Here is a 13,716-nt window from a genome sequence, read left to right on the forward strand (position 1 = left end):
GGCGATCAGGCCGCCGCCCGGGTCTGGGCGGTATCCGTCTCGCCTGTGCCGATAACGGCGGAACGCAGCAGGTAGATGCGCCCGGCATCGACCTTGAGCGGAATGGTCGGGACGCAGCCCTCGTCATCGCCCAGCGCCTTGCCGCTGCGCAGCGAGATGTTCCAGTTGTGCAGCGGGCAGGTCACGACGTCACCGTGGACGATGCCCTGGCTGAGCGGCCCCTGCTTGTGCGGGCACTTGTTGCGCAGCGCGAAGAATTCGTTGCGCATCGTGTGGAACACCGCGATTTCCTCGCCCCCTTCCACCGGAAGGGTGCGCGCGGTGCCGGCTTCGATCTGCGAGATCGGTCCGATATCAAGCCAGTCGCCGATCATTATGCCTTCTCCAGTTCCAGGGCCATGTCCAGCGGACGCACGGTGGCGATGTGGGCGTGCAGGTCCTTTCGGTCTCCCGCGGCCCGCTTGGCCCAGGGATCGTCCTGCATGAATTGCTGCGAATAGAGGAACCGGGCGGCGTAGGTCCGGACGGCGCCATCCTCGGCCAGCTTGTCCTTCACGTATTCGAGCCCGACCCGTTCGACCCAGGGAGCTGTGCGCTCGAGATAATGTGCTTCCTCCCGGTAGAGCTGAATGAAGGCAGCGCACATCTCGAGCGCATCTTCCTCGCTATCGACCTTGCAGAGCAGGTCGGTCGCGCGGACCTTGATGCCGCCATTACCGGCGATGTGCAGTTCGTAGCCGGAGTCGACGCAGACGACCCCGAAGTCCTTGATCGTCGCCTCGGCGCAATTGCGCGGGCAACCGCTGACGGCGATCTTGAACTTGTGGGGCATCCACGAGCCCCAGGTCATCCTCTCGATCTTGACGCCAAGCCCGGTCGAATCCTGCGTACCGAAGCGGCACCATTCGGAACCGACGCAGGTTTTCACCGTGCGCAGCGACTTGCCGTAGGCGTGGCCCGAGACCATGCCGGCGGCATTGAGGTCGGCCCAGACGGCAGGCAGGTCTTCCTTCTTGATGCCGAAAATGTCGAGGCGTTGTCCGCCGGTCACCTTGACCATCGGCGCGTTGTACTTCTCGACGACATCGGCAATCGCACGCAGTTCGGTGGGGTTGGTAAGCCCGCCCCACATGCGCGGGACGACCGAGTAAGTGCCGTCCTTCTGGATATTGGCATGAAGGCGTTCATTGACGAAGCGGCTCTTCTGGTCGTCTTCGTATTCGCCCGGCCACGCGCAGAGCAGATAATAGTTGAGCGCGGGGCGGCACGAGGCGCAGCCATCCGGCGTCGTCCAGTGCAGTTCCTGCATGACCTCGGGAATGACCTTGAGCTGCTTCTCCACGATCAGCTTGCGTACGTCGTCATGGGTAAAACTGGTGCACTTGCACATCGTCTTCGGGCCGCTCTCGACTTCGCCGCCCAGCGTCACCGCCAGCAGGCTTTCGACGAGGCCCGTGCACGAACCGCAGGAGGCCGAGGCCTTGCAGCCGCTGCGCACGGCATCGAGCGAGTGTGCCCCGCCGGTGATGCACTGGACGACGGCGCCCTTGGAAACGCCGTTGCAGCCGCAGATCTCGGCATCGTCCGAGAGGGCAGCAACGGCGGCGTTAGGGTCCGCGAGCGCACCCCCGGACGCGAAGGCCTGGCCGAAGATCAGGGCCTCACGGATTTCGGAAACATCCTCGCCCTTCTTCATCAGGTCGAAGTACCAGGAGCCGTCGGCAGTATCGCCGTAAAGCACTGCGCCCAGGACCTTGTTGTCCTTGACGATGACGCGCTTGTACACCCCGCGCGAAGCATCGCGCATGACGATGTCCTCGCAGTCCTCGCCGCCGGAGAAATCCCCGGCCGAGAACAGGTCGATCCCCGAGACTTTCAGCTTGGTCGACGTGACCGAGCCTTCATAGCCGGTCGGGCTCTCGGTAACGAAGTCGGCCAGGGCACGGCACATGTCCCAGAGCGGCGCGACGAGGCCGTAGCACATGCCGCGGTGCTGGACGCATTCGCCCACGGAGAGGATCGCCGGATCGGACGTGACCATGTGGTCGTCGACCATGATGCCGCGCTCGACCTCGAGGCCGGCGGCGCGGGCAAGGCCGGTGGCCGGGCGGATGCCGACGGCCATGACGACGATGTCGGCCGGGATCTCGGTGCCGTCATCCAGCATGACCCCGGCGACCTTGCCGTCCTTGCCGAGGATTTCCCTGGTATTCGCGCCGGTCAGGATGGTCTGGCCACGGCGTTCCAGCTCGGTCTTGAGCAGCCAGCCGGCTGCCTCGTCGAGCTGGCGTTCCATCAGCGTGGGCATGAGGTGGATGACCGTGACCTTCATCCCGCGCAGCGAGAGGCCGTGGGCCGCTTCGAGGCCGAGCAGGCCGCCGCCGATGACGACGGCATTGCCGCCGCCCCTGGCGTTGCCGGCTTCGGCCGCACCGAGCATCTTGTCGACGTCATCGAGGTCGCGGAAAGTAACGACGCCATCGAGGTCCTTGCCCGGCACGGGAATGATGAAGGGATCGGAGCCGGTGGCGATCAGCAGCCGGTCGTAGGGTTCGGCGCGGCCGGACGCGGAAATCACCGTCATCGCCTCGCGGTCGATGTGATCGACCTTGTCGCCCGAGATCAGCGTGATGCCGTTATCATCGTACCATTGCTGGGTATTGATGACGATTTCGTCGAAGGTCTTCTCACCGGCCAGAACCGGAGAAAGCATGATGCGATTGTAGTTCACCCGCGGCTCGGCGCCGAAAATGGTGATGTCGAAGCGCTTCGGATCGCGCGCCAGGATTTCCTCGACGGCGCGGCAACCCGCCATGCCGTTGCCGATTACCACGAGCCTTTCCCGGCCCTGGCCGGGAAGGTCGCCCTTCTCGAAGTTCATCGGTGCATTCACGTCACGTCTCCGTTCGCAACGCGCACACAAAAAAACCGCCTCGTGCCTGTTCCCGATCGGGAAAGGTACGGGCGGCGTCGTTGCCACGCGTCTGTAAATCTGAAGGCGAGGCGCTCAATTCGTCCAACGGTGGACGGACGCTTTCTCGCTTGGGCTTGTTTAACCGATTCGCCGTGCGCGGCGCAAGACGGTTTTTTGCAGTGCAGCAGGAAAAGGTTGATTATACATATAAATCAGATGTTTATGATTACAGATCGGCCTTGCCCCGGATGGAATGGCGGTGGAAAGGCGAACAGTCTGAACCTGGCGACCGTCACCCTGAAACGAATTCAGCATGACGGCCGACCTGTGGTAGTTCCCCTTACCAGCTCTTGTAGGGAAGGAACTTGCCCGACATCTTCACTTCGATGCGATCGCCCTTCTCGTTGGGGATCTTCTCGACGGTCATGTCGAAGTCGATGGCGCTCATGATGCCATCGCCACCCTTTTCCTGAATCAGTTCCTTCAGCGTTTCGCCATAGACGCCGACAATCTCGTAGAAGCGGTAGATGCACGGATCGGTGGGGACGGTCGCCTCGAACATCTTCTTGGGATATTCGGCCAGCACGACCGCTGCCTCCTGCGGCAGGCCCAGGCCTTTAGCAACCTTGTCGGCGCTCTCGCGCGGAAGCGAATTCATGCCGAGGCATGCCGACGTCACGAAGACTTCCTGCATCCCGGCCATCTCGGCGATCTGCGCCCAGGTCACGCCGCCAGCGCGCTTCTTTTCATAGATCATGTCGGTGACATCGGCCTTGGTCATCATTCCGGGATCTCCTCGGTTCTGGGGGTGGAAACTCTATTGGCGCTGCCATGACTAGCGCCAGGCTCGCGCTCGTTGCCGCGTGTCGCGATGGACAGGGCAAGGGCCAGCGCCAGGGCGGCGCTGATCGCCTGCCACAAGCGTTCCGGTCGCCGAGCCAGCCAGGGACGCGGCGGCGGCGCGGCAAGCGCGGTATTGGGATGGGCAAAGTCGTACGTGAATTCGGACAGTTCTTCGTAGCGATCCGCCGGATCGAGCGCGAGTGCCCGTGCCAGTGCGGCATCCATCCAGTCGGGCACTTCGGGGTTGATCTCGCTCGCCGGGATATAGGCCAGCTTCCTCTGCGCCGCCCGTGTACGCGCGGCGCTGAGACGCACACCGTAGGGAAGGCTGCGGGTCAGCATGAAATAGGCGATTGCGCCAAGCGACCACAGATCGGACTTCCGGCTTGCGCCAGCGCCCAGCCATATTTCCGGCGCAGTGAACTGCATGGTCCCGGCGAACATCGCGTCCTCCGCCCGCGGCGCCAGCTCGTCGAGCCCGGCCACGAGTGCGGAGCCGAAGTCGATGATCCGGGCCGTCCCCTCACTGTCGACGATGACGTTGGCGGGTCGCAGGTCGCGATGGAGGATCTCTAGCCGATGAAGCGCCTGCAGGCCGGAGGCGACCTGCTTCACGATCGAACGTATGGCCACAAGGTCGGTGGTCCCGGACTGGAACCCGACCCAGTCTTCCAGGGTCGCGCCTTCGAGAAATTCGGTAACCGCATAGGCATGTCGGCGAGACGCTCGCGCAGCGGGCGCGCCCAGAACGTGCGTATTCCTGACGCGCCGCGCGATCCATTCCTCCAGCATCAGGCGGCGCAGCTCTGCCGGATCCGCACCATTTTCGGTGGAGGGCACCTTGATCGCCACCCGCTGCCAGGTCTCATCATCGCGCGCGAGATAGACGTGGCTGCGATGCCCGGCATGCAGCTCGCGCAGGACCGTGAAGCCTTCGAAATCCTGCCCGGCAATCAGATGCGGCGCAGGCGGCAGCGCCGCCTCTTCCCCCGCAAGATCGTCCAGGTCGCTTTGCGGCAAGTCCTCCACGCGAAGGATCTGGACCGTGAGATTGTCCTCGCTGCCTGCCGCCAGCGCGGCATCGGCGAGGAAGCGCGCCGCCGCGTCGAGGTCCTCTCCCCTCGCCGCCTCGAGGAAGGCAGTGTCGGGCAGCACGTCGTGGACGCCGTCGCTCGTCAGGATGAAGATGTCGCCCCTCGCCACCGGCACCTTGCGGCGGTCGATCTCGACGCGCCTGTCGATCCCGAGCGCGCGGGCAAGATAACTCTCCCCCCCGCCCAGATAGACGCGGTGCGGTTCGGTCAGCGGCTCGAGGACCGAGCCGGCGACCCGCGCCACGCGCGCATCGCCGACATGAAAGACGTAGGCCGAGCGCGACTTGAGAACCAGCGCCGAGAGCGTGCAGACCATGCCCCGCTCGCGCTCCCCGTCGGACAGGTTCGTGCCGCGCCCCTTGAGGTTCTGCGCGTGCATCCAGGAATTCGTCGCAGAGATCACGCGGGCCGCGCTGGTCTGGACCGACCAGGCTTCGGAGGTCGCGAAATAGTCTGTAAGGAAGGACTTTACCGCGGTCTCCGCCGCTGCCGCGCCCAGCGCGCTCGTGCTGATCCCGTCCGCCAGGGCAAGGGCCACGCCCTTGGTCCACAGTTCCTCGCCATCGGGAACCAAGGCGCCATGGAAGTCCTGGTTCGCCTCCTTGGTTCCGGCCGTCGAATACTGGCCGATGGTTACGGCAAGCTGGTTTCGCAAGGATCCGTCCTCGCCTGCGGCAGGCTCAGGTAATCGGGAAAGGGATCGGGAGGGTTTGCTGGGCCCCTCCCGATCGAATGCAGCCAGCAGGATAGCTCAGGCTGCCATCTTGACCACGCGCTTCGCGCCGGTACGAGCATGCGTGGTGTAGAGCATGAGACCGGTAAAGGTCAGGCCGCCGACCAGGTTGCCCAGGACGGTCGGGATCTCGTTCCACCAGAAGTAATCGCCTATGGTGAAGTTACCGCCGAGCATCAGCGCGGTCGGGAACAGGAACATGTTCACGATCGAGTGCTCGAAGACCATGTAGAAGAACAGCATGATCGGCATCCACATCGCGATCACCTTGCCCGATACGGTGGTCGAGATCTGGGCACCCACGACGCCGGTCGAGACCATCCAGTTGCACAGCATGCCGCGCACGAAGATCGTCAGCCAGCCGGCCATGCCGTATTCGGCATAGCCCACCGTGCGGGCGACACCGGTGCCCGCGAGTTTAACACCCACTTCGCTTGGCTCGGCGGCAAAACCATATGTGAAGTAGATGGCCATAAGCACGGCTGTCGTCAGGGCCCCGGCGAAGTTGCCGGTGAAAACGAGCCCCCAGTTGCGCAGGACACCGGACCAGTTGCAGCCCGGCCGCTTGTCCCATACCGCAAGCGGGGCCAGCACGAATACACCGGTCAGGAGGTCGTAGCCGAGCAGGTAGAGCATGCAGAAGCCGACCGGGAACAGGACGGCGCCCGCCAGCGGCTGACCGGTCTGGACGTTGATGGTAACGGCAAAAGCCGCAGCAAGGGCCAGCGTGGCACCGGCCATGTAGGCGCGAACCAGCGTGTCCTTGGTCGACATCATGATCTTCGATTCACCAGCATCGATCAGCTTGGTGACAAATTCTGAAGGCGCAAGATATGCCATCTACGAATACTCCCCGTTGCCAGATAAAAGGTTCAATGCGTACGCTAGACTTTTCCTTCGTTTGAAATCGTTCGGTTCCGGCTGCAGCCCGGGCATTGCTTCGGCATTTGCTCGGCCATGCCTGAACTGCAGCCAGTTCCCCTCCTCAAGTCGGTCAGTACTTGAATGCCAGTTGCAGCCAGAACTTCTCGGTATCGGTACCGAAGTTCTTGGCATCGTAATTCGCGTATTTGAGCAGAACGGCGTAGTTCCTGATCGAGAAGCCCAGGCTGGCATCCCATTCCTGGCCATAGTTCACGCTGCCGAAATCGCTTTCGAACTTGTGATAGACGACCGCGCCGTTCAGGCCCTTGAGCGGACCGGCGTCGCCGATCTTCTTGGTGAAGCCGCCGTAATAGTCACGCAGACCTGCCGCCGGCGTGGTCAGGAACAGGTCGGCCCAGCCGTTGAAGGCATGGGCGGTGGCCAGCGGGGTCTGGAAGGCGGCTACGCCGTCATCGCTGCCCAGTTCCTCATATCCGGCCTTGAGCCCGAAGCCCATGACCGATGCGCCCAGTTCGGCATTGATGTAATCCGCGGCATAGTTGACCGGATTGAGCTTGTAATCGCTCTGGCGTGCATAAGTCACCGAGAAGTTCAGCTTGAACGCATCGCCGAGCGGAATGGCGCCATTGGCGAGCACGCCGTAAGTCTGGCTCGAGTAGGCGAGACGGCTGTCGTAGTCGAGCAGGTAGGCGAAGCCCTTCACCTTGGCGACTTTCAGGTCCAGCCCGCCCTGGACGAGGAACATGTCTCCATCGAAGTATTCGTTCGGGCTGTCCGCACCGAAGATCGTGCGCTGGGAAATGGCGTAAGTGCCATCGAACATCACCGGACCGATCTTGGTCTCGGCGCGAATTGCATCGAAAGTCTGCTCGTTCTGGCGCCAGCCGACATTGCCGACGAAACGGGCATTGTCGAGAATTATGCGCTGGCGGCCGATGGTCACCTTGCTGCCCTTGGCCGCATAAGCCACCTGCAGACGGTTGAGTTCGACGTTCTGCGGATCGGCCACGACCGAATAGGGCTCTGCGCCCAGATATCCGTTATTGCCGGGAATAGTGTCGTTGTAATGGTCGACGATCGCCAGGGTGCCCTCGCCTTCGGCCAGCAGCGACAGGCCGTGGGTGGACACTTCGGCGCCCGCGCGCAGGCGCACGGTCACGGCATCTGCATCGAGATTGATATCGTCCTGGTCGACGTGTTCATAACGCAGGACACCGTCGATGATGGGGTCGATGGTTACATCGTCACTGACCTTGACCGGGTCCCCGACCTTGGCCTGTGCTGGCGCAGACAGGCCAAGCGTGGCGACAGTGGCGGCCAGAGCGGCAAGCGAGAGAGTCATTTTCATATGCGTAAGCCTCCACGGGCGCCATCCCCCGGCGCCCCTTCCGAACAGGAACGAAGGCAGACACCGTTGCCCGCCGCTATGACCCTCTCCCGGTGCGGACCGTGCGATCCGCTTGTGCGCGTCGGACGAACGGACTCCATTGCCCGTCGCCGCCCCTCATGAGCGCGCGCGTTCGCGGCCGCCGCGCTTTGCGCGCGTGCGGCCATCTTTGTATCAGGCGGCCTTGGCCGCCGGTCCGTGATCGTATTCGGCCAGGAAGTGCAGCACTTCCTGCCGGTATTGGTAGAACTTGGGATGATCGAGCAGCGCCTTGCGATCGCGCGGGCGCGGCAGGTCGACCTTCAGAACCTTGCCGATGGTGGCCTGCGGGCCATTGGTCATCATCACCACGCGGTCGGCCAGCAGGATCGCCTCGTCGACGTCGTGGGTGACCATGATCGCGGTGACCTTGGTGCGGTTCCAGGTCTCGACCAGCACGTCCTGCAGGTCCCAGCGCGTCAGGCTGTCGAGCATGCCGAAGGGCTCGTCGAGCAGCAGCAAGCGCGGCGAAAGCGCGAAGGCGCGGGCAATGCCGACACGCTGGCGCATGCCGTTGGACATCTCCGCCGCCATCTTCTCCTTGGCATCGGCGAGGCCCACGCGGTCGAGGTAATAGTCGACGATGTCGCGGCGCTCGGCCTTGGACGCATGCGGATAGACCCGCTCGACCCCCAGCGCGACGTTCTGGCGCGCGGTAAGCCAGGGCATCAGGCTCGGCGCCTGGAAAACCACCGCCTTGTCCGGCCCCGCAACGTCCACCTCGCGGTTATCGAGGATGATGCCGCCCTTGCTGATCTCGTTGAGGCCGGCCGCCATCGTCAGCACGGTCGACTTGCCGCAGCCCGAGTGTCCGATGAGCGAGATGAATTCGCCCTTGTCCATCAGGAGATTGAAGTCTTCGACGACGGTCAGCGGCCCCTTGGGCGTCGGGTAGACCTTGTGGAGCTTGTAGAACTCCATGTAGCGCCGCTCCACCGCGGTCTTCGCGGCTTCGGTATAGGCTGCGGGAAGCTCGGCTTCCTTGCCCGCGAACAGGTCCAGCGGCACCACTTCGGGCAGTTCGACAGAGCTTTCGCCCACGCTTGACCCCTGCTCGTTGAGCATGCCGAGGTAGGCGACGATCTGCTTGCGCAGCGACTGGAAGTGGTGATCGTCGTTCACCGCTTCGCGGTCGCGCGGGCGCGGCACGTCGACTTCGAAGATCCGCCCGATCGTGGCGGCAGGCGCAGGCGTCAGGATCGCGACCCGATCGGCCAGCAGGAGTGCCTCGTCGACATCGTTGGTGACGAGGATAATGGTGCGCTTTTCTTCCTTGCGGATACGCTCGATCTCATCCTGGAGCTTGGAGCGGGTCAGTGCGTCGAGCGCGGAAAGCGGTTCGTCGAGAAGCAGGATCTCCGGCTCCATCGCCAGTGCGCGGGCCACCGAGACGCGCTGGCGCATGCCGCCGGAAAGCTGGGCGGGCTTGCGGTCCATCGCGTGGCCCAGACCGACCAGTTCGATCTTCTGCTTCACCAGTGCCGCACGGTCCTGCTTGCTGCGGTCCTTGTGGACGGCATCGACGGCCAGCGCGACATTCTTTTCGACCGTCAGCCAGGGGAACAGCGAATAGGACTGGAAAACGAGGCCACGGTCCTTGTCGGGCCCCTCGATCTGCTTGCCGTGCAGCAGGATCTCGCCCGCGTCGGGCTCGATCAGTCCGGCGATCGAGGAGATCAGCGTCGTCTTGCCCGCGCCCGAGAAGCCGAGGATGGCGATAAATTCGCCCTCCTCGACATCGAGGTCGATACCCTCGAGCACTTGCGTGACGCCGCCATTCTGTCCGCCCTTCGCCTTGGACGAGTAGGACTTGGAGACACCCTTGAGCGAAAGGATCGTGGCCATTGTCTGTTTCCTTCGGCTGGTGGGGTTGACGATCAGATCGTGTGGTTACGGTTGGCGAGCGACTGGAGCATCATCATGATCCGGTCGAGCAGGAAGCCGATCAGGCCGATCACGATCACCGCGAACATGATCCGGGCAAGCGACTGGCTGGAACCGTTCTGGAACTCATCCCACACGAACTTGCCGAGGCCAGGGTTCTGGGCGAGCATTTCCGCGGCGATCAGCACCATCCAGCCCACGCCCAACGAGAGGCGCATGCCGGTGAAGATGTAGGGAAGCGAGCTGGGCAGGACGAGGCGGGTCAGCTTCGCGAACCAGCCGAGCTTGAGCACGCGGCCGACGTTAAGCAGGTCCTTGTCGATCGAGGCGGTGCCGATGGCGGTATTGATCAGCGTCGGCCACAGCGAGCAGAGCATAACGACGATGGCCGAGATGACGAAGCTCTTGGCCAGCATCGGGTCGGCGCTGGAAACCGTCGCCGAGACGACCATGGTCACGATCGGCAGCCAGGCGAGCGGGCTGACCGGCTTCATGATCTGCACCAGCGGATTGATCGCGGCGTTGAACATCGGCGAAAGGCCCGCGGCAAGGCCGATGGGCACGGCGAACACCGTGGCCAGGATGAACCCGAGCGCGACCGTCTTGAGCGAGGTCAGCACCTGGTCGAGAAAGGTCGGCGGACCGGCATAGTTAAAGGCCACCGCCTGGGTTCCCGCCGCGATGCGGCCGTCCTGCGCCTCGTAGAACTCGGCCTTGGCGACATTCGCTGCCTGCCATTCATCGTACAGGGCAACACCCTGCTCGGCGACTTCCAAGGGGCCAGGAAGCGCGCCGAGCGAGGTGTCGACCTGCGGGGCGAGAGCCGCCCAGATGGCAAGGAATGCCGCGATTCCGAGGATCGGGGCAATCAGCCCCTTGCCGAATTTCGCAATGACGTCCTGCACCTTGGCCAGGACTGCCGGCGGCGCGGCCTTTTCGGCCTTGCTTTCGGACGCAGCCGGCTCGGTTGCAGCTTGGGTCACGGGGTTCTCCGACTGGGCCTGAGCCATTCCCTTCGGCTCTACATCGGCAAAGGCGGTTGCCATCGAAATTCTCCTCGGATTAGCTTGGGTGTCAGCCGCCGGTCACGCCGGAAGCCGTCACCTTCTGGCCCTTCTTCAGACCGATCTTGAGCGACTGGATATAGGCATTCGGCTTGTGGCCATCGTAGGGGATGTGATCCATGAAGCCGTTGTCGACCGGCTTGAAACCGTCGGTTTCGGGGATCGCATCGGCAGGGATCACGCCCTTTTCGGCAAGGCCCTTGGCAGCTGCCAGATAGAGGTCGGGACGATAGACGGCCTTGGCCTGGTCGATGTACCACTGGTCATCGTGATCCTCGGGGATCTGGCCCCAGCGGCGCATCTGCGTCAGATACCAGATCGCGTCCGAATAGAACGGATAGCCGGCGTTCTTGTCGAAGAAGATGTTGAAGCCGGGCGCATCGCGGGTATCGCCCGGCTCGAACGTGAACTTGCCGGTCATCGATGCGGCAATCACCTTCTCGTCAGCGCCCACATAGTTGGGCTGCGAGAGGATCTTCACCGCCTCGGCGCGGTTCTTGCCGCCATCGGCATCGAGCCACTGCTGCGCCTTGATGATCGCACGCAGCATGGCTGCGGTCGTGCCCGGATACTTCTCGGCGAAGTCCTTGCGCAGGCCGAAGACCTTCTCGGGGTTGTCATGCCAGACTTCGTTGTCGGTGATGATCGGCACGCCGATCTTCTTCTGCACCGCCGCCTGGTTCCACGGCTCGCCCACGCAATAGCCTTCGATGGTGCCGGCCTCGAGCGTGGCAGGCATCTGCGGCGGCGGGGTAACCGAGAGCTGGACGTCCGCGTCGACCGTGCCGCCGACATCGCCGGGCGTGTAAAAACCCGGGTTCAGGCCGCCGGCGGCAAGCCAGTAGCGCAGCTCGTAGTTGTGGGTCGAAACCGGGAAGACCATGCCCATGTTGAAGGGCTTGCCCTGCTGCTTGAAGCTGGCGACGACCGGCTGGAGGACCGAAGCCGAAATCGGGTGCTTTGGCTTGCCGCCTTCCATCGGAAGGCTCGGCTTGACCATGTCCCAGACCTTGTTGGAAACCGTAATGGCATTGCCGTTGAGATCGAGGCTGAGGGGGGCGATCAGGTCGGCCTTGGTGCCGTATCCGATGGTGGCGGCGATAGGCTGACCGGCCAGCATGTGGGCGCCGTCAAGCTGTCCGCCGATCACACCGTCGAGCAGAACCTTCCAGTTCGCCTGCGGCTCGAGCGTGACGTTGAGGCCTTCCTCGGCGAAGAAGCCCTTCTCCTTGGCGATGGCGAGCGGGGCCATGTCGGTGAGCTTGATGAAGCCGAGCTTGAGCACCGGCTTCTCGATGCCGCCCGGTGCCGCTGCAGCCTTCACCGCATCGCCCGACGGAGCCTCGCTCTTGCTGCCGCAACCGGCCAGCGCGACGCTGGCCATCAGCGCGACAACTGCAGCGCGACGTGTAAACCCGAACCCCCGCTTCATGCTCATTCGAACAAATCCCCAAGTTCATCAGGCAAACGCAAAAAAAACCGCCTCGACGCGAACCCAAGCAGGGTTACATCGGGCGGCTGCGTTGCCACTGATTTCTGATACCCGCAGTCCGATCTTGCGTTGCTCCCGTCCTTGGGAGCCGACCGTTCTGCGTGACTTGATGTTTAAGCGATTCGCCCCGCTCGCGTAAAGGCCTTTTTGCACCGCACAACGAATTTTCGCTCAGGGCAGCCGGGACAGATAGCCCTCGATGTCGCTGGGATCGAACACCTCTCCGTCGAAAAACGTGTTCGGTTCCAACTGGATAGCACCCTGCTGGGTGCTTACGACCATGGACGTCTCGATGCTGCCCTCGACCTTCGAACTGGCTCCCGGCAGCGGCTCGCCCGTGCCCAAGAGTGCACTGCGGTAAACGTCGGGGCGGAACACGCGGGCCGCCCTTTGCGCATCCTGCGCATCGAAAGGCACGTTATCCCAGCGAACCATCTGGGTGTAGAGCCACTCCGCCTGGCTGACCCAGGGGAAGTTCGCCGCCTCGCGGTACTGGAACATGAAATCGGGATAGTGGATCAGGGCGCCCCCGCGCGCGATCAGCAACTGGTCCGAGATCGCGCGGCGGATCAGTTCGGCCGATCCGTCGAGATATTCCGGACGCGCGAGAATCTCGGCATTGAGTTCCCAGTTGACCGGATCCACGAAGTGCGCTCCGGCCTTGCACAAGGCGCGGATCAGGCGCTGCACGCCCTCGCGCTTCTCGTCGAGAACCTGCTCGCGCAGGGCCAGCACCTTCTCCACGCCCCGCCGCCAGATCTGCGCGGTAGATAGCACGATCTCGCCGGCGCCCTGTTCGACCGCAACCGAATTCCACGGCTCGCCGACGCAAATTCCGTCGACTTCCCCCTGCTTGAGCGCATCGGCACAGAAGGGCGGCGGAACCGTTGTGATGTCGACGTCGATGTCGGGCCGGATACCGCAGCCCGCCAGCCAGTAACGCAGCATGTAGTTATGGCTCGAATAGCGATGGACGACACCGAAAGTCAGCGGCTTGCCGGCGGCCTTGCGTTCCTGGGCGATTGTCTTGAGCGCCGCGCCCACTTCGGCCGCATCGCCGATCTGCCCTTCAGGCCGGACCATCCGGGCGATCTCGGGCCGCAAGGTCACGGCATTGCCGTTGAGGCCGAGGACAAAGGGCACCGAAAGCGATTGCGCCGGACGCCCGCGGCCCAGCGTGGCGGCAATCGCCAGCGGAGCGACGAGATGCGCGGCATCGCTGTGGCCATAAAGCAGGCGGTCGAGCACGGTCGCCCAGCTCATGTCCTTCACCAGCGAGAGCGTGACGCCCTCTTCCTCGGCAAAGCCATGTTCCTTCGCCAGAATAGGCAGGCACGCATCCACCAGAGGCAAAAAGCCGACGGTCAGCTCGGTACTCACG

10 protein-coding genes are annotated in these 13,716 nt (G+C 63.5%); all 10 read right to left on the reverse strand.

The features are described from left to right. Nucleotides 1-5: 5 nt before the first annotated feature. The 10 genes from nirD to JI59_RS06540 all read right to left on the reverse strand — a co-directional run bounded on the left by nirD (nt 6) and on the right by JI59_RS06540 (nt 13,715). Nucleotides 6-374: a nitrite reductase small subunit NirD gene (gene nirD / locus JI59_RS06495; protein ID WP_007013580.1), complete on the reverse strand. Its 369-nt coding sequence runs from the start codon at nt 372-374 to the stop codon at nt 6-8. Further along, nucleotides 374-2,881 (reverse strand): nitrite reductase large subunit NirB, encoded by a 2,508-nt coding sequence (gene nirB, locus JI59_RS06500; RefSeq protein ID WP_038575673.1) that lies wholly within the window; start codon nt 2,879-2,881, stop codon nt 374-376. The genes nirD and nirB overlap by 1 nt, the downstream gene beginning before the upstream one ends. Before the next feature lie 373 nt (nt 2,882-3,254). Beyond that, nucleotides 3,255-3,695 (reverse strand): cyanase, encoded by a 441-nt coding sequence (cynS, locus tag JI59_RS06505; RefSeq protein ID WP_038577141.1) that lies wholly within the window; start codon nt 3,693-3,695, stop codon nt 3,255-3,257. Then, nucleotides 3,695-5,506, reverse strand: a complete 1,812-nt coding sequence (locus tag JI59_RS06510; RefSeq protein WP_007013577.1) for a bifunctional protein-serine/threonine kinase/phosphatase — start codon at nt 5,504-5,506, stop codon at nt 3,695-3,697. Before JI59_RS06510 ends, cynS begins: the two co-directional genes overlap by 1 nt. A 96-nt stretch (nt 5,507-5,602) precedes the next feature. Beyond that, nucleotides 5,603-6,424, reverse strand: coding sequence for a formate/nitrite transporter family protein (locus JI59_RS06515; RefSeq protein ID WP_007013576.1), 822 nt, complete (start codon nt 6,422-6,424; stop codon nt 5,603-5,605). 154 nt (nt 6,425-6,578) lie between these two features. Then, nucleotides 6,579-7,817, reverse strand: coding sequence for an alginate export family protein (locus JI59_RS06520; protein ID WP_007013574.1), 1,239 nt, complete (start codon nt 7,815-7,817; stop codon nt 6,579-6,581). 213 nt (nt 7,818-8,030) lie between these two features. Continuing rightward, entirely contained in the window at nt 8,031-9,740 is a 1,710-nt protein-coding gene (locus JI59_RS06525; RefSeq protein WP_007013573.1) for an ABC transporter ATP-binding protein, read from the reverse strand. A gap of 32 nt (nt 9,741-9,772) precedes the next feature. Next, nucleotides 9,773-10,825 (reverse strand): ABC transporter permease, encoded by a 1,053-nt coding sequence (locus tag JI59_RS06530; RefSeq protein WP_007013572.1) that lies wholly within the window; start codon nt 10,823-10,825, stop codon nt 9,773-9,775. 28 nt (nt 10,826-10,853) lie between these two features. Further along, entirely contained in the window at nt 10,854-12,281 is a 1,428-nt protein-coding gene (locus JI59_RS06535; RefSeq protein ID WP_238532553.1) for a CmpA/NrtA family ABC transporter substrate-binding protein, read from the reverse strand. A gap of 225 nt (nt 12,282-12,506) precedes the next feature. After that, nucleotides 12,507-13,715 (reverse strand): CmpA/NrtA family ABC transporter substrate-binding protein, encoded by a 1,209-nt coding sequence (locus JI59_RS06540; protein WP_007013570.1) that lies wholly within the window; start codon nt 13,713-13,715, stop codon nt 12,507-12,509. Nucleotide 13,716: the final 1 nt, after the last annotated feature.

The sequence above is a fragment of the Novosphingobium pentaromativorans US6-1 genome, from assembly GCF_000767465.1.
Classification (GTDB): Bacteria; Pseudomonadota; Alphaproteobacteria; order Sphingomonadales; family Sphingomonadaceae; genus Novosphingobium; species Novosphingobium pentaromativorans.

Coding starts and splice junctions, on each gene's coding strand:
- cynS (WP_038577141.1), bottom strand. CDS start 3,695: ATGACCAAGGCCGATGTCACCGACATGATCTATGAAAAGAAGCGCGCT.
- JI59_RS06525 (WP_007013573.1), bottom strand. CDS start 9,740: ATGGCCACGATCCTTTCGCTCAAGGGTGTCTCCAAGTCCTACTCGTCC.
- nirB (WP_038575673.1), bottom strand. CDS start 2,881: ATGAACTTCGAGAAGGGCGACCTTCCCGGCCAGGGCCGGGAAAGGCTC.
- JI59_RS06520 (WP_007013574.1), bottom strand. CDS start 7,817: ATGAAAATGACTCTCTCGCTTGCCGCTCTGGCCGCCACTGTCGCCACG.
- JI59_RS06535 (WP_238532553.1), bottom strand. CDS start 12,281: ATGAGCATGAAGCGGGGGTTCGGGTTTACACGTCGCGCTGCAGTTGTC.
- JI59_RS06515 (WP_007013576.1), bottom strand. CDS start 6,424: ATGGCATATCTTGCGCCTTCAGAATTTGTCACCAAGCTGATCGATGCT.
- nirD (WP_007013580.1), bottom strand. CDS start 374: ATGATCGGCGACTGGCTTGATATCGGACCGATCTCGCAGATCGAAGCC.
- JI59_RS06530 (WP_007013572.1), bottom strand. CDS start 10,825: ATGGCAACCGCCTTTGCCGATGTAGAGCCGAAGGGAATGGCTCAGGCC.